This is a genomic window from Pseudodonghicola xiamenensis DSM 18339, assembly GCF_000429365.1.
GTDB lineage: Bacteria > Pseudomonadota > Alphaproteobacteria > Rhodobacterales > Rhodobacteraceae > Pseudodonghicola > Pseudodonghicola xiamenensis.
On record NZ_AUBS01000013.1, the window covers coordinates 92,968 to 108,491 of the forward strand.

Below are 15,524 nucleotides of genomic sequence, written 5' to 3' on the forward strand. Positions count from 1 at the left end.
AGGGGAGGGACGATGGAGCTACCTGCAACCGACACGCTGGATCTGGAGCTGGCCAATGGCTGGTTGACCGTCTGGTTCAATGACCCCTCCCGCCGAAACCCGCTGACCGCCGCCCGCACGGCGGAGCTGTTGGCGCTGGCCGGGCATCTGGCCCGCCGGCGCGACATCCGCGGCGTGGTCTTTCGCGGCCGCGGCGGTATCTTTTCCGCCGGCGGCGATCTCAAGGCCTTTCAAGCCGCCTTTCAGGGCCAGGCCGACCGCGAGGCGGTGCGCCGCGCCAGTCTTGAGGGCGGTGCCATGTTCAACGCCCTGGCGCGGTTGCCGCAATTCACCGTGATGGTGATCGAGGGCGCCGCCATGGCCGGCGGGCTGGGGCTGGCCGCCACCGGCGATCTGGTGATCGCCGATCGTGGCGCGCGATTCTCCCTGTCGGAAACCCGGATCGGCCTGACCCCGGCACAGATCGCGCCGCATCTGGTGGCGCGGCTCGGCATGGTGGTGGCGCGGCGCCTGATGCTGACCGGCACGATGATGGATGCGCCCCGGGCGCAGGTGCTGGGGTTGGTCGATGAGGTGGTCGAGGGCGAGGCGGGGATTGCGGCGGCGCTGGTCCGCGCCCGTGCTGATCTGGCTGCCGCTGCCCCCGGTGCGGTCGCCGCGATCAAGGCGCAGCTGGCGCTTTTGCCGGGACAGACGCCGGAGGACCGTGCGATCTTCGCCGCCGACAGCTTCGCGGATCGCATGCTCTCGGCGGAGGGGCACGAGGGGATCGCCGCGTTTTTCGAGAAGAGAAAGCCCGCCTGGGCTGAGGGAGAGGAAAGTTAGATGCAGCAGGTTCAGGATTTTCTGGCCGAGAGCGAGGCCTTGGCCGCGGTCTTGCAGGATGTGGCGGAGGCCGATTGGACCCGCCCGACCCAGTTCAAGGGCTGGACGGTGAACGATGTGATCGTGCACCTGCTGTTCTGGAACCGGGCGGCGGATCTGTCGCTGACCGATCCCGATGGCTTCACCGCGCTGATCGGGGCCGCCTTTCCCCGGATGATGGCCGAGGGAATGCGCGCGGTGGAAAACGCCGCGATCCCAGAACGGGGGTGGGCGCTTTACGACCTCTGGTGCGAGCAGTTCCGAGACATGGCGGTGCGTTGGGCCGATGTCGATCCCAAGCTGCGGTTGAAATGGGCGGGGCCGGACATGTCGGCGCGCTCCTCGATCACCGCGCGGCAGATGGAGACCTGGGCGCATGGGCAGGAGATTTTCGATCTGCTGGGGGTGGAGCGGCAGGACCAGGACCGGATCGGCAATATCGTGATCCTCGGGGTTAATACCTTCGGCTGGTCGCATCAGGTGCAGGGGCTCGACATCCCGGAGCGGTTGCCGCGGTTGCGGCTGGTGGCGCCCTCCGGGACGGTCTGGGAGTTCGGCGATGCCGATATGCCCGACCTGATCGAAGGCCCGGCGGTGGATTTCGCCCGGGTGGTCACCCAGACCCGCAATATCGCCGACACCGCGCTGGCGGTGTCGGGGCCGGTTGCCGATCTCTGGATGCGGACTGCCCAGTGTTTCGCCGGCGGCAAGGAGGCTCCGCCGCCGCCCGGCACGCGCTTTGCCGTGGTGTGATCTGCTGATGATCTTGCCAGCAGCTTGCTCTGCGCCCTAGGATCGCCTCCGGAGGAGCAGGGAGGAGCTTTCCATGATCGAATTTGAACGCCCGTCGGAGGCGGGCCAAACCCGTATGTCCGTCGTCGAGATGGTGCGCGCCGCGGCACGCGACAAGGCGCGGCAGGAGGCGGTGGTCTGCGGCGACACGCGGCTGAGCTGGGGCCAGTTCGACGCGCGGGTGAACCGTGTCGCCAACGCGCTCTTGGCCCTCGGCCTGCAGAAGGGGGAGCCGGTGGCGGTGCTGTCGCCCAATTCCGCGGAATTCGCCGAGGTCTTCATGGGGGTGCTGCGGGCCGGGGGCTGCGTGACGCCGCTTTCCACCATGGCCTCGCCCGTGGCGCTGGAAGGGATGCTGGCCGATTGCGGCGCCCGGTTCCTGTTCCTAGCCCATGCCTATCGCGACCTGGCGGCGCAGGCGGTGGCAGCGCTGCCGCTGAAGGTGATCGCGCTGGATTTCGCGGCCCCCGGCTGCGTCAGCTATGGCACCCTGCTGGACGGTTCGGGGACCGAGGATCCGATGGTGCCGATCGAGATGGGTGATCGGTTCAACCTGATCTATTCCTCGGGTACCACCGGCACGCCAAAGGGCATCCTGCACGACCACGGGCTGCGCGCGGCGCAGATGGATCGGATCGGGGTCAGCGGCTATGATCAGGACGCCCGCACATTGCTGTCGACGCCGCTTTATTCCAACACCACCATCGTCGCTTTCCTGCCGACGCTGGCCGGCGGCTCCACCGTGCATCTGATGGGCAAGTTCGACGCGCGCCGCTGGCTTGAGCTGGCCGAGGCCGAGCGGATCACCCACACCATGCTGGTGCCAGTGCAATACAAGCGCATCCTCGACATCCCGGACTTCGACGATTTCGATCTGGGCGATATGCGGGTGAAATGGTCGACCTCGGCACCGCTGCGCCATGACGTCAAGCTGGACGCGCTGACCCGCTTTCCCGGCACGTTGACTGAACTTTACGGGCTGACCGAAGGCGGTGGCATCACCATGTTGCCGGCGCATGATCACCCCGACAAGCTGCACACCGTGGGCCGCCCGGCACCGGGCAGCGATATCCGGCTGATCGACGATCAGGGCCGCGAGGTTGCCCCGGATGAGGTGGGCGAGATCGTCGGCCGCTCCCCCACCATGATGGTGGGCTATTTCGGGCGGGACGATCTGACCTCGGATTACCTGTGGCGCGACGGTCAGGGGCGGGTCTATTTCCGCTCGGGCGACATGGGCCGGTTCGACGAGGACGGCTTTCTGATCCTGTCCGACCGCAAGAAGGACATGATCATTTCCGGCGGGTTGAACATATTTGCCGACGATCTGGAACGGGTGCTGCTGGACGATCCGGGTGTGGTCGACGCGGCGGTGATCGGGGTGCCGTCGGAGCAATGGGGCGAAACGCCCCTGGGTCTGGTGGTGCTGCGCCCCGGCGCTCTGCGCGGCGCCGATGACATCCGCGCCCGCGCCAATGAGGTGCTGGGCAAGAGCCAGCGCCTTTCGGCCGTCGAAATCCGCGAGGACCTGCCGCGCAGCACCATCGGCAAGATCCTCAAGCGCGAACTGCGCGCGCCCTATTGGGAACGGCAACCGGCTTGAGGAGGGCGGAGCAATGGGAAGACTGACAGGCAAACGCGTCTGGATCACCGGTGGTGGCTCGGGCATCGGCGCCGGTGCGGCGATGGAGCTGGCCCGCGCCGGGGCCGAGGTGGTGGTTTCGGGCCGCCGGATGGGGCCGTTGCAGGCGGTGGTCGATCAGATCGCGGCCGGGGGAGGCCGCGCGCAGGCCCTTTCTGTCGACGTGAGCGATGTCTCGGCGGTGGCCGAGGCGGCCGAGCGGATCGGTGCGGTCGACCTGCTATTGGCGAACGCCGGTCTCAACGTACCCAAACGGGCACTTTTCGACCTGAGCGCCGCCGATTGGCAGAAGGTCGTCGATGTGAACCTGAACGGCGTCTATTACCCGGTGCACGCGGTGCTGCCGGGGATGCGGGCGCGGGGCGGCGGCCAGATCATCCTGATCTCAAGCTGGGCGGGGCGGTATAACGGCCGGCTGACCGGGGCGGCCTATGGCGCCACCAAACGGGCGGTGATCGCGCTGAACGAGACGATCAACGACGAGGGCGGGGGCCATGGCATCCGCTCCACCGTGATCATGCCGGGCGAGGTGGCGACCGATATTCTCGACACCCGGCCCAATCCGCCCTCGGTCGAGGTCCGGGCGCGGATGCTGCAGGTCGAGGATCTGGCGGCCACCGTCCGTTTCGTGGCCGAGATGCCGGCGCATGCCTGCGTCAATGAAATCCTGATCTCGCCCACCTGGAACCGCTTTTACCAGGGGTTTGATGAAATCTAGGGCTGGGTCGCTTCGGGATCGCTTCGGCGTCCTCCGGGTTTGCTCTGCGGCGTTGATCAATTAAGAAGGTCTTGTTCAATATTGGATGGAACCCTTCGGAGCCGGATGATGACTCTAGATGCGCCTGATCAGGACACGGGGGGCGGGCAGAAGCCGGCTCCCGATTACTCTGTTCCGCCGGTCGAGCGGGCGTTCCGGCTGCTCAGGCATATCGCGGCGGGGAATCATTGTCGCAACTCTAGCCAGACGGCGAAGGAGATCGGCATCAATCGAACCACGTTGATCCGGTTGCTGGCGACGCTGGAGGCCGAGCGGATGATCGAGGCGCTGCCTGACGCCGGCGGCTACAGGCTGGGCACCGGAGTGATCGCGCTGGCGACCCAGGCGCTGAACGAACGCGGTATTATTCCGACAGCGCGCCCGGTGCTGAAGTCGCTGGCCACCAAGCTGGGGCTGTCGGCGCATTTGGCGGTGCGCGAAGGGCGCGAGATCGTCTATCTGGCGCGCGAAACCCCGGTGTCGCATCTGGCCAGCTCAGTCCGCGAAGGATCGCGGCTGCCGGCCCATGCCACCACCATCGGGCGGATTCTTCTGGCCGAGCTGACCCCGGCAGAGCTGCGCGAGCTCTATCAGGGGCAGGCGCTGGAGGCCTATACCGACAAGACCCGCACCACGCTGGAAGAGCTGCAGCGCCAGCTCGAGACCGACCGCGCCCGCGGCATGACCTGGAGCGTGGCGAATTTCGAACATGATATCGGCTCGGCGGCGGTGGCAGTGCATGATTACCAGGGCCGTGCCATCGCCGCGATCAATGTCACCGGCCATGCCAGCGTCTTTGCCGAGGGCAGCCCCATCGTCGGTGAGATCGAAGCGGAGGTGAAGGCCGCCGCCCGGCAGATTTCCGAGGCGCTGGGGTATCGCGGCTGGTCCTCCGACCAGATGTAGGGGGCGCCGCCGCGCATCGCGGGCGGCGCCGAAACAGCCTCAGACCTCGATCGGCTGCATCACCTCGGGTTCGATCACATCCACCCCCGGCAGGGCAGCGACCAGCTTTTCGGCTGATTGCTCCAGCAGCGGGAAGGTGCGGTAATGCGCCGGGATCAGCGTCTTGAAGTCGAAATACCGCTTGGCGGCATAGGCGACCTTGTCCATGTCCATGGTGAAATAACCGCCGGCAGACAGGATGCCGATGTCGGGTTTATAATAATCCCCCATCCACTCCATATCTGCCATGATGTCGGTGTCGCCGCTGCAATAGAGCGTCTTGCCCTCGGCCTGGATCATGAAGCCTGCTTCGGAGCCACCAGCGCGCGGGCCGTCGGGGCCGGCGAGGGTCGAGGAATGTTCGGCATTGACCATCGACACCTTGGCGCCGGCCAGATCGACGGTGCCGCCCTTGTTGAAGCCGATGGTCTCGACCCCCTTGGCCTCTCCCCAATAGCTCATCAGATCGAACTGGCCGACAATCGGGATATTCAGCTTTTTCGACAGATCCAGTACATCGGCGGCATGGTCGAAATGCGCATGGGTCAGCAGGATGTGGGTGGCACCGGTGATGGCGGCCTCGTGTTGGTCCTCGGGCAGCATCGGGTTGCCGGTGAACCAGGGATCGAGCAGCAGCACCGCGTCGCCGGTCTCGATCCGGAAGGAGCCGTGGCCGAGCCAGATGATCTTCATGGGATGTCCTCCTGAATGTCTCTCAGTGATCAGAGTAGCGCACTGGCCCGCGATGACCAGCCGGGCCGGCTTCAGCCCAGGATAAAGAGCCAGAACCACACGGTGAGGATGGAGCTACCGGTGGCGATCAATACGGAAGAGGCGGCGACGCGCTTGGCTCGACCGTACATGTTGGCGAAGATATAGGCATTGAACCCCGGCGCCATCGAGGCGTTGAGCACGCCGGAGCGGAACAGATCCTGCGGCAGGCCGAAGCCCTTGCCGAACAGCCAGACAAAGGCGGGGTGCGCCATCAGCGACAGGGCGCAGACGAAAAGGATCGTCTTCATGTCGCCCTCGGGCTTGTATTGCACCAGCACGCCGCCAAGCGCGAAGAGCGCGCCGGGCAAGGCGGTGCGGGTGATCAGCGACAGCGCCTGTTCGGCGGCGCCGAACAGTTGCAGCCCGGTCAGGTTGACGATGAAACCGAGCGCGATTGCCAGGATCAGCACGTTGCGGAACATTGCCGTCAGGACCGCGCGCACCATGTGCCTGCCGCCACGCCCGCGGCTGCGCACCGCCTCCATCGCGGTGATGCCGACGCCATAGCAGAACGGCGAGTGGAAGGCGATGATGGCATAGTTGCCGGTGAGGTTTCCGGCTCCATAGGCGCGTTCTGTGATCGGCAGGCCGAGCAGGACCGAGTTCGAGAACAGGCAGCAAAAGCCGATGGCGACCGCGTCCTCCCAATCCCGGTTGAACAGGAACCGGGCGCCGAAGACCCCGAGGGTGAAACAGATCAATGCGCCGGAATAGAAGCTGGCCAGAAGGCGTGGATCGAAACTCGCCTTGAGGTCGAGATGCGAGATTGCGCTGAACAGCAGGCACGGCACCGCAAAGCCCTGGGTGAACCGCATGATGCCGTCGATGTGGTTTTGCTGGAAATAGCCCGCCCGGGTTGTGGCATAACCGGCGCCGATCACCAGAAAGACCGGAAGGATGACGTCGATCAGGCTTTGAAACATGGTCCCGGGGGCCTCTGAGTACTGTTGGGGGCCTGCGGCGAGATGAGCGGGCCAGAAAAGCCGATGGCAGCGTTATTCCAGGTCGCCGGTGATCACCATGCCGTCGAAGGCGGGCGTGATATGGTCGGGCGTTTCTGAGGCGAGCGTCGAGTAATCGAGGTCGATGTGCATATTGGTCAGCACTGCGCGCTTGGCGCCGACCTTCTCGATCCAGTCGAGCGACTGGCTCAGGTGCGAATGGGTCGGGTGCGGAGTGTAGCGCAACGTGTCGAGGATCCAACAGTCGAGATCCTGGAGTTCATCCCAGGCGTCGTCATAGATTTCGGCCACATCGGGCAGATAGGCGATATCGCCGATCCGGAAGCCAAGCGCGTCGATTGATCCGTGGTTGACCCGGAACGGGCGCAGCGGGATCGGGCCACCGGGGCCGTCGATCTGGAACGGACCGCTGATTGACCGCAGGTCGAGGATCGGCGGATAGGGAGAGTCTTCGGGTTGGACGAAGGCATAGCCGAAGCGGTTCAGCAGCGCGTTCTGGGTGTCGCCATCGGCCCAGACCGGCACCCGGGCCCGCATGTTGAAGACGATCATCCGCAAATCGTCGATACCATGGACGTGATCGGCATGGGAATGGGTGTAGACCACACCGTCGAGCCGGCCGGTATCGGTGCCCAGAAGCTGGTCGCGCATGTCGGGGCCGGTGTCGATCAGAACGCTGGTGGTGCCCTCGGGCCCGTCGCGTTCCACCAGGATCGAACAGCGCCGACGCCGGTTGCGCGGATTCAGCGGATCGCAGGCGCCCCAATGCCCGCCCAGTCGCGGCACACCGCCCGAAGAACCGCAGCCGAGGATGGTGATGCGCAGGTTGCTCATGCGCCCTCCTTGCGCCAGGCAGCGGCCTTGCTGAACAACCGGTCGAAATTCCGCTGTGTCTGCGCTGCGAAATCGGCGTAGTCGAGGCCGAAGACCTCGGCGCCGACGCGTGCGGTCAGGGCGGAGAAGGCCGGCTCGTTGCGTTTGCCGCGATGCGGCGGCGGGGCCAGATAAGGGCTGTCGGTCTCGACCAGGATGCGGTCGAGCGGGGCTGCGGCGAAGATCTCCCGCAGGTCCTTGCTTTTGGGGAAGGCGGCAATGCCGGACATCGAGAGATAGAAGCCCAGATCGAGCATCGCCTTGCCCAGCTCCGCCGAGGAGGAGAAGCAATGCATCACGCAGGAATAGGCGCCCTTGCGGTATTCCTCGGTCAGGATGCGGGTCATGTCGTCGTCGGCGGCGCGGGAATGGATGATCAGCGGCAGCCCGGTTTCGCGGGCGGCGGTGACATGGATACGCAGGCTTTGCTGCTGCACCTCTGCGCTATCGGCCGAATAGTGATAATCGAGCCCGGTTTCGCCGAGGCCCACGAATTTGGGATGCTGGGCCAGCGCGATCAGTTCATCGACCGTGGCCATTGGCTCTTCGGCGGCGCTCATCGGGTGGGTGCCGGCGGCGAAGAAGACCGGGTCGTGCGCCTCGGCGAGCGCTCGGACACGGGGTTCGTTCTTCAGCCGGGTGCAAATCGTCACCATGCGGGTGACGCCCGCCTCGGCGGCGCGGGCGATCAGGGCATCGACTTCGCCATCGAAATCGGGGAAGTCCAGGTGGCAATGGCTGTCGGTGATTTCCGGTTGGGCTTGGTCGGTCATCGTCTTCCGGTCGGTTGTCGCGCCGCGGGGCGGATCCCGGGGCGGCTGGTGCCGGAGCGGGAGCGGGCAGGGATCAGCCTGCGGCGGTCTTCTGCATCTTGAAAACCGTATCTAGGACAAGTGCGGCGGGGTCAAGGTTGACCGCCTTGCCATGGCGGCTGCGGGCGGTGATCTCGGCTGCCGTATCGGCCCAGGCGCGCGCGCAATGGGCATTGGGCGCCAGCCGGGTCAGGGTTTCGGCTTCGCCGCGGGCGGCTTCGGGTTGCGGCGGCTGGCCGGCGGCGCCGGTGCGGGCGAGGCGGGCCAGCGCAGTGTCGATCAGATCGAGCAGCAAATCGAAGCGGTCGCCGGCGCCGCGTTGCGCCGCGGTATCGGCCAGGGCCAGCGCGCGCGGCCGGTCGAGCCGGGGCAGGGTCGACAGGAGCGCGATCAGCTCACCATAAAGGTCGAGCCCGCCAAGAGCGGTGAGCCGCAGGGCGGCGCCCACCGATCCGGCGGCGAGCGCGGTCATGTGATCGGCATTGCCGGACAGCTCCACCCCGGCCTGTTCCAGTGCGGCGGCCATGTCCTGGGGCGATAGCGGCGACAGGCGCAGGGTGCGACAGCGCGACCGGATCGTCGGCAACAGACCCGAAGGACGGTGTGAGACCAACAGAAGCGTGGTGCGCGCCGGCGGCTCCTCCAGCATCTTCAGCAGGGCGTTGGCGGCGTTCACGTTCATATCGTCGGCGCAATCGACGATCACCACCCGGCGACCGCCGTCCGTGGCCGACAGGCCGAAAAAACGGTTCAGCACCCGCACGTCATCGACGACGATCTCGTCGCGCAGCCGGCCGGTCTTGTCGTTGACACTGCGGGTGATGGTGATCAGCCCGGGATCGGAGCCCGCCAGCAGCCGGTGCGCCACCGGATGCTCGGGGGAGATATCCAATGTTTCAGGCGGGGGCGGCGCCCCGAACAGCCCGTCTTCCTCGACTGGCGGCGTGGCGAGCAGGAAGCGCGCGATGCGCCAGGCCAGCGTCGCCTTGCCGACACCGCGCGGACCGGTCAGCAGCCAGGCGTGGTGGAGACGGCCAGAGGCATAGGCCTCGAGAAATGCCCGTTCGGCGGCCTGTTGGCCGAACAGATGCGGGGTTTCGCGCGGATGCGGCGCCCCGGGGACCTGATCTGCCACCGGTATGTCGTTCATGGCAGGGCGGGCTCCACCAGGGAGAGGACATCGGCGGCGACCGTCTCGATCGGGCGGGCCCCGTCGATCACCCGGAACCGGTGGGGAAATTCCGCTGCCAGCGCTAGGAATCCTTCTCGCATGCGGAGTTGCAGCTCGAGCCCGAAATCCTCGAAGCGTTCCTCATGGCCCTGGCGTCCCTTGGCGCGGGACAGGCCCAGGTCCGGGTCCATGTCAATCAGGATCGTCAGGTCGGGGTCGCGCCCGATCATCAGATCGTGGAGCTGGTCGACCAGCGCCCTGAGATCGCCGCGCGACAGACCCTGATACATCCGCGTGCTGTCGGCGAAACGGTCACAGACCACCACCTGGCCGGCGGTGAGGGCCGGATTGATCGTGCGCTCCAGATGGTCGCGGCGGGCGGCGGTGAACAGGAGGATCTCAGTCTCCGCCGACCAGCGGTCGGGGTCGCCTTCAAGAACCAGGCGCCGGATCTCCTCGGCGCCCGGCGATCCGCCGGGTTCCCGGGTCAGCACCACATCGCGGCCCTGCGCGCGCAGGGCTTCTGCCAAGAGCCGTGCCTGGGTCGATTTGCCGGACCCGTCGATCCCCTCGAAGGTGATGAAACGCCCCCGGGTTGTCACATCGTCCCCTCGGGGCCTTTGATCAGCTTGGTCAGAAGCACGCTGGCGGCGGTCTGCACCCGCACCATGAAGCCGCCGGTGGGCACATCGTTGGCCGCCACCAGCGGTCGGCGGATTTCGCCCATGCCTTCAGGGGTAAAGACCAGATCGGCCAGCTTCTGCCCCTTGGTGATCGGCGCGTGGATCGGGCCGGTATAGACCACCTCGGCCTGCACGTCGTCCGAGGACATCACCGGCAACAGCGCGGTGAGATCGCCCTCGGGCACCAATCCTACCGTCTGGTCGCGTCCCATCCAGACCTTGGCCTGGGCGACCGGGGCGCCCGCCTGGGCAAGGGTCTTTCTGGCAAATTGGCGAAAGGACCAGTTGACGATCGCCTCCGCCTCGTCGGCGCGGGCTTCCTTGGTGGAAAGCCCCGAAATCACGAAAATCACCCGCCTGTCGCCCTGCTTGGCCGACCCGACCAGGCCATAACCGGCCTCCTGGGTGTGGCCGGTCTTGAGCCCGTCGGCGCCGATGCCCAGATGCAGCAGCGGATTGCGGTTCTGCGTGTTCGACGGCGCGCGACCGTCGAAATCGAAATGGGTTTCCGAAAACAGCGGATAATATTCCGGGAAATCGCTGATGATATGCTGCGCCAGGATCGCCAGGTCATGCACAGACATCAGATGGCCGGCAGCGGGCCAGCCGTTGGAATTGGCGAAGGTCGAATGCTCCATCCCGAGCTGTCTGGCGCGCTGGGTCATGTAGCGGGCGAAACCGGCCTCGGTGCCGTCGGGGCTGAGGGCTTCGGCGATCACCGCGCAGGCGTCATTGCCGCTGAGCACGATGATCCCCTGCAACAGATCCTCGACCCGAACCCGGTCGGTGGTATCGAGGAACATGGTCGAGCCGCCATAGCTCATCGCGTGTTCCGATACCGGCAGGCGTTCGTTCAGCGTCAGTCGCCCGTCGCGCAGCGCCTCGAAGGCGATGTAGAGCGTCATCAGCTTGGACATGGAGGCGGGCGGGATCGCTTCGTCCGCATTCTTCGCCAGCAGCACGGTATTCGTGGTCTGGTCCAGAATATAGGCGGCTCGTGCCCGGGTGTCGAAAGCCGAGGCCGGCAGCGCCCAGAGCAGGGCGGAACAGGCCAACACGCTCAGCCGCAGGCTGCGGCGGAGGGGGCGGGTCATGGGGCGGGGATCAGTTCGAGACGGCATAGGCATCCGAGAATCCGATTTCCTTCACTTTCTTCAACAGGGCGCTGAGGTCGGATTTATTCCGCGCCGGTCCGACGACCACCCTCCAGAATTGTTTTCCGTTCAACTCCTGCTCCAGCACAGTGGGGAGCATGCCGGCGCTGCGCATCTGCCTGGCGGTCCGTTCGGCATTGGCCTTAACGCTGAAGATGCCGATCTGCACATAGGGTTTCGCAAGAGACGACTTCGGCGCGGCGGGTTTCGCGGACGCCGCTTTCGGCTTGGCCACGGGGGCGGTTTCGACCGTTGCCGGGACCGGTGGCTCTGGCTCAGGCAGCCCTGTCTCTTGCACTTTTGCAGCGGCCTCGGGGGCCGCAGCCGTGGGCTCTTCCGTCTCGGGCTCCAGGGTTTCGCGGCGAAGGGCGGTGACGTTAAGTTCCACCGGCGCGCCGGCCAGCATTCCCAGCGCTTCGGCCGCGTCGGACGAGGCCTGAATGCGCGGACCGGGAATGGCGCGTTCGCGGCGGAACAGGGCGCCGATGACGAATTTGCCGTTGGCCATGTTGCGGATGATCACCCGCTCGGGATCCTGAACGTCGGGATGGGCCACCCAGACCCCGCCGAGCGAGGGACGCCCGTCCCACAGGCCGGTTTCGGTGACCTGGAAGACCTCGGGCGCCTCGACGTCGCGGGCAACCAGCTTGGTGCGTGAACTCTGCACCGGTGCGGTTTCTGCGTCCTTTGCGCCGGGTTTGAGGAATTCGGGCATTTTCGGGCCCTCTTCGCAGGCGGCCAGCAGACTCATGGCGCCGAGAAGCACGATCAGCCGCGCCGGGCGCCCGACCGCATGAAACGGGTGCCGGAGACTACGATTCGCTCGATCCATATTCACTCACGTTCCTTGCCTGTCGGCGGCGGGTGCGGCCCGTCTGCCCTGTGCTCCTGCCGGTTGTCCCGGTCCTGCCGTCGCCCGGCTCTGCAATGGAATTGCGATCCACTTGGCCGGTTCGGGAGCCCCAAACCCCTGACCCGACGTCAGCGCCGCGCGACGATTGGCGCAATCATAACGCGGGGGCGGCGGTATGGAAAGCATGGCGGTTGGCGGTCGGCAGAAAATCCCCGGTTTTCCGCTTGCCTGGGACTTCGGCGCGTCCTACACCGGCCAAAGCCGGGGAGGTGGCAGAGTGGTCGAATGCGGCGGTCTTGAAAACCGTTGAGCGTGAGAGCGTTCCCAGGGTTCGAATCCCTGTCTCCCCGCCACTTGGCGCCGATTGCCATCCTCAAAGGGCAAATCGCCGCCGATCATCGTAGGCTGAAAGGACGGTCGTTCCCGTTCGGTGGTGCCAGTCCCCTTAGAGCAAAATAGACCTGCGCGGCCGATCCGGGGTGTCAGTTGTGCGGACAAAACCGCCCTTCGGCATTGCAGTGCGAAGGGCGGCTTTTGGTTTTCTTTCAGATCACGAGGAGCGGCGTGCCGATGGTGGCGCCGTTCTCGAGGGAAGACTGTGCGATACTGGAATCGGAAAGCGGGAATTGCGGCCCCTGTGGCGTCTGCGGACCGGATCGCAAGGCTTCGATTGCCTCTTTCGTCACCGCCTCGTATCGCGCCGGGTCCGCGAGATAGGCCATCACGCTGGGCGTGTGAAACCCCAGGCTCCGCTGAGGAGCTAAGTCTTCTGCTGATAGCGACTTAAGCTCTCCTCCTGCCTGACCGACACTTGCGAAGGTGCCGAACTTTGCGGTGGCTTCCAGCGACGCCCGAAACGTCGGTTCACCGATGCCATCTATCGTAAAATCGACACCGCGACCGTCTGTCCATTTGCGCACGTCTCTTGCAATATCCGCGTCGCGACCGATGATGACCTTGTCGGCCCCGCGCGCCATCGCGCGTTCGGCTTTCTCTTCGGTGCTGACAGTCGCAATGATACGCGCGCCGAGCCGCTTTGCCCAAGGCATGACAATGCTCGCTAGACCGCCAGCGCCGGCGTGTAGCAGGATCGTCGTTCCTGGTGTAACCGCATGGACTTTGCAGAGCAGCATATGCGCGGTACAGGCGCGCAGCAGACCGCTGGCGGCCAGCGTGTCGGAAAGATCCTCAGGCAGCTTGATCGCGCGCCAAGCGGGCAGAAGCCGCGCTTCTGCATATCCGCCCACGATGCCAGCATATCCGACACGATCCCCAACCGCGACATGGGTGACATCTGCACCGATGGCTTCCACGACGCCTGCACCTTCCACGCCAAGCACGGCCGGCATGGGAAGGGGATAAATGCCCTTTCGCTGGTATATGTCGATGAAGTTCACGCCTGCACCGGTCTGGCGCAAACGGATTTCTCCGGGGCCGGGATCGCCGGGGTCGCGCGATAGGAGCGACAGGTTATTTATCCCGCCGGTGGCAGATAGTTCGACAACTTGGGTCATGGAGTGTCCCTTTCGGTTCTTACGAGGCGAAATATCCGTGACACCGGGGCCGATTTAAATGCATAAACTCTGCATTCATTCGATGCGTAAATGCATCTTAAAAGGCGCAACTTGATGGATTGGGAAAATATCCGCTTCTTCCGGACATTGGTTGAGAGCGGTAGTGTCGCTGCCGCTGCGCGGGAGTTGGGCGTCGAACGAACCACGGTCACAAGGCGTATTCAGGCGCTCGAAAGCGATACGGGTCTCAATCTGTTCGACCGGCGCGGACGGTCACTAGCCCTGACTGCGGTGGGGCGCGATTTCGCCGATGCAACCCAACCGATGATGGAGGCCGCCCGTGAGGCAGAGAGATGCGCGGCGGGGATGCGCCCGGGCATGGTCGGCCGCGTCAAGATTTCAGCCCCGCCCGCCCTTGCCAAATCCCGGCTAGTTGGGCCGCTCCTGTCGTTTGGGCGCAGATACCCCGAGTTGAAGATTCAACTTACCGGTGAAATCGGTTTCGCGTCGATGCAGCGCGGCGAAGCCGACATTGCGGTTCGCCTGACGCGGCCGCAGAAGGGCGATCTGGCGATCTCCAAGCTCGGCTCTATCGCGTTTCGTCTTTACGCGCACCGGGATTATATCGCGCATACCTCAGAAGAGGACCGTCTGTATATCGGCCAAGGTGACGTTCCGGACGCAATGCCGCAACAGGTCGCACTCAACCGGATCGCTGGCGGGCGGTTCGCCTTCTATGCTGATGACGTCGACTTGCAGTTGGCAGCGGTTCTGGAGAAAGGCGGCATCGCCGCGCTTCCAGATTTTCTGGCTGCAAACCGGGAGGAGCTGGTGAAAGTCGGCTCGGAAGAACCGCTTCTTGTCCGCGATATCTGGTCCGTGACCCATAACTCGCAGCGCCACCAGGAGCGGATCAGGAGAACGATCGAACTCTTCAGATCCGCGTTGACATGATGTGTTGCCATCGCAGAGACAGATGGGGTGGATGGCCCCCGCTCCCGGCGTCGCAATGCGCCATAGTGCAGGTGTCAGAATCTGCAATTGAGAGGAGCCACCCCATGCAAGTTACCACTGTCGGCCTGGACCTGGCCAAGAACATCTTCCATGTCCACGGAGTTACCGAGACCGGAGAGGTCGCTTTCAATCGGCCTTTGCGCCGGGCGCAGGTGCTGGCGTTCTTCGAGAGACTGTCGCCCTGCCTCATCGGCATCTAAGCCTGCGCATCGAGCCACCATTGGGGCCGTGAGCTTACGAAGCTCGGTCATACTGTCCGGCTGATGCCGCCGATGTACGTCAAACCCTACGTGAAACGGGGCAAGTCCGACGCGGTCGATGCAGAGGCCATTTGCGAAGCCGTGACGCGACCGACGATGCGCTTCGTCGAGATCAAGTCCGAGGACCAGCAGGCGCTTCTCTCCTTGCATCGCGCGCGGGACTTCGTGGTTCGACAGCGCACCCAGTTGATCAACATGCTCCGAAGCCTGGCCGCGGAGTTCGGGATCACCATCGCTCGGGGCGTCGCGCGGGCCATCGATTTTGCGAAAGGGATCATTGAGGGCAAGCAGTCCGGGTTCCCTGCGCTCGCCCAGGACGTTCTGAGGGTTCTCAGCCGTCAGCTGGTCGAGCTGCACAACCGCCTTCGCTGGTACGAAATCACCATGCGTATCCAGGCCCGTCTCAGCCGCCAGGCGCAACTCCTGCAGACCATTCCCGGCGTCGGACCGGTGA

Annotated in this window: 15 protein-coding genes, 1 tRNA gene and 1 pseudogene; 8 read left to right on the top strand and 9 right to left on the bottom strand. The window is 65.1% G+C overall.

Translation table 11 applies throughout. The annotated features are described in order from the left end of the window. The first annotated feature begins 12 nt into the window (after window positions 1-12). The 5 genes from G455_RS0112625 (at window position 13) to G455_RS0112645 (ending at window position 4,961) form a co-directional block, all read left to right on the top strand. Window positions 13-825, top strand: a complete 813-nt coding sequence (locus G455_RS0112625; protein WP_028094039.1) for an enoyl-CoA hydratase/isomerase family protein — start codon at window positions 13-15, stop codon at window positions 823-825. Continuing rightward, window positions 826-1,617 (top strand): TIGR03084 family metal-binding protein, encoded by a 792-nt coding sequence (locus G455_RS0112630; protein ID WP_028094040.1) that lies wholly within the window; start codon window positions 826-828, stop codon window positions 1,615-1,617. A 73-nt stretch (window positions 1,618-1,690) separates the two neighbouring features. Further along, entirely contained in the window at window positions 1,691-3,259 is a 1,569-nt protein-coding gene (locus G455_RS0112635; protein ID WP_028094041.1) for a class I adenylate-forming enzyme family protein, read from the top strand. A gap of 13 nt (window positions 3,260-3,272) precedes the next feature. Further along, the gene (locus tag G455_RS0112640) at window positions 3,273-4,016 is read left to right on the top strand and encodes an SDR family oxidoreductase (protein WP_028094042.1); all 744 of its coding nucleotides are present in this window, start codon (window positions 3,273-3,275) and stop codon (window positions 4,014-4,016) included. Between the two features lie 108 nt (window positions 4,017-4,124). Further along, window positions 4,125-4,961 carry an IclR family transcriptional regulator gene (locus tag G455_RS0112645; RefSeq protein ID WP_028094043.1) on the top strand — a complete coding sequence of 279 codons (837 nt, stop codon included), beginning with the start codon at window positions 4,125-4,127 and terminating at the stop codon, window positions 4,959-4,961. 39 nt (window positions 4,962-5,000) lie between these two features. On the opposite strand, the gene G455_RS0112650 is transcribed toward G455_RS0112645, so the two are convergent. The 8 genes from G455_RS0112650 to G455_RS0112685 all read right to left on the bottom strand — a co-directional run bounded on the left by G455_RS0112650 (window position 5,001) and on the right by G455_RS0112685 (window position 12,180). Further along, entirely contained in the window at window positions 5,001-5,693 is a 693-nt protein-coding gene (locus G455_RS0112650) for a metal-dependent hydrolase (RefSeq protein WP_028094044.1), read from the bottom strand. Window positions 5,694-5,764: 71 nt separating this feature from the next. Beyond that, complete coding sequence (locus G455_RS0112655; protein ID WP_028094045.1) at window positions 5,765-6,697, bottom strand: AEC family transporter; 933 nt, start codon at window positions 6,695-6,697, stop codon at window positions 5,765-5,767. Between the two features lie 72 nt (window positions 6,698-6,769). After that, complete coding sequence (locus tag G455_RS0112660; protein WP_028094046.1) at window positions 6,770-7,570, bottom strand: MBL fold metallo-hydrolase; 801 nt, start codon at window positions 7,568-7,570, stop codon at window positions 6,770-6,772. Beyond that, window positions 7,567-8,382 carry a TatD family hydrolase gene (locus G455_RS0112665; protein WP_028094047.1) on the bottom strand — a complete coding sequence of 272 codons (816 nt, stop codon included), beginning with the start codon at window positions 8,380-8,382 and terminating at the stop codon, window positions 7,567-7,569. Before G455_RS0112665 ends, G455_RS0112660 begins: the two co-directional genes overlap by 4 nt. Window positions 8,383-8,455: 73 nt before the next feature. Further along, the gene (locus tag G455_RS0112670) at window positions 8,456-9,571 is read right to left on the bottom strand and encodes a DNA polymerase III subunit delta' (protein WP_028094048.1); all 1,116 of its coding nucleotides are present in this window, start codon (window positions 9,569-9,571) and stop codon (window positions 8,456-8,458) included. Beyond that, complete coding sequence (gene tmk, locus G455_RS0112675; protein ID WP_028094049.1) at window positions 9,568-10,194, bottom strand: dTMP kinase; 627 nt, start codon at window positions 10,192-10,194, stop codon at window positions 9,568-9,570. Before tmk ends, G455_RS0112670 begins: the two co-directional genes overlap by 4 nt. Beyond that, window positions 10,191-11,369 (bottom strand): D-alanyl-D-alanine carboxypeptidase family protein, encoded by a 1,179-nt coding sequence (locus G455_RS0112680; RefSeq protein WP_028094050.1) that lies wholly within the window; start codon window positions 11,367-11,369, stop codon window positions 10,191-10,193. The genes tmk and G455_RS0112680 overlap by 4 nt, the downstream gene beginning before the upstream one ends. A 10-nt stretch (window positions 11,370-11,379) precedes the next feature. Next, window positions 11,380-12,180 carry an SPOR domain-containing protein gene (locus G455_RS0112685; protein ID WP_051312465.1) on the bottom strand — a complete coding sequence of 267 codons (801 nt, stop codon included), beginning with the start codon at window positions 12,178-12,180 and terminating at the stop codon, window positions 11,380-11,382. Between the two features lie 365 nt (window positions 12,181-12,545). Between G455_RS0112685 and G455_RS0112690 the strand changes: the two genes are divergently transcribed. After that, window positions 12,546-12,635: transfer RNA gene (locus G455_RS0112690), tRNA-Ser, on the top strand. Between the two features lie 192 nt (window positions 12,636-12,827). On the opposite strand, the gene G455_RS0112695 is transcribed toward G455_RS0112690, so the two are convergent. Further along, complete coding sequence (locus tag G455_RS0112695) at window positions 12,828-13,796, bottom strand: quinone oxidoreductase family protein (RefSeq protein WP_028094052.1); 969 nt, start codon at window positions 13,794-13,796, stop codon at window positions 12,828-12,830. Window positions 13,797-13,910: 114 nt separating this feature from the next. Here G455_RS0112695 and G455_RS24035 point away from each other — a divergent pair, with 114 nt between their 5' ends. Continuing rightward, the gene (locus G455_RS24035) at window positions 13,911-14,750 is read left to right on the top strand and encodes a LysR family transcriptional regulator (protein WP_051312461.1); all 840 of its coding nucleotides are present in this window, start codon (window positions 13,911-13,913) and stop codon (window positions 14,748-14,750) included. Window positions 14,751-14,854: 104 nt separating this feature from the next. After that, window positions 14,855-15,524: pseudogene (locus tag G455_RS24040) on the top strand (IS110 family RNA-guided transposase); the annotation flags it as partial.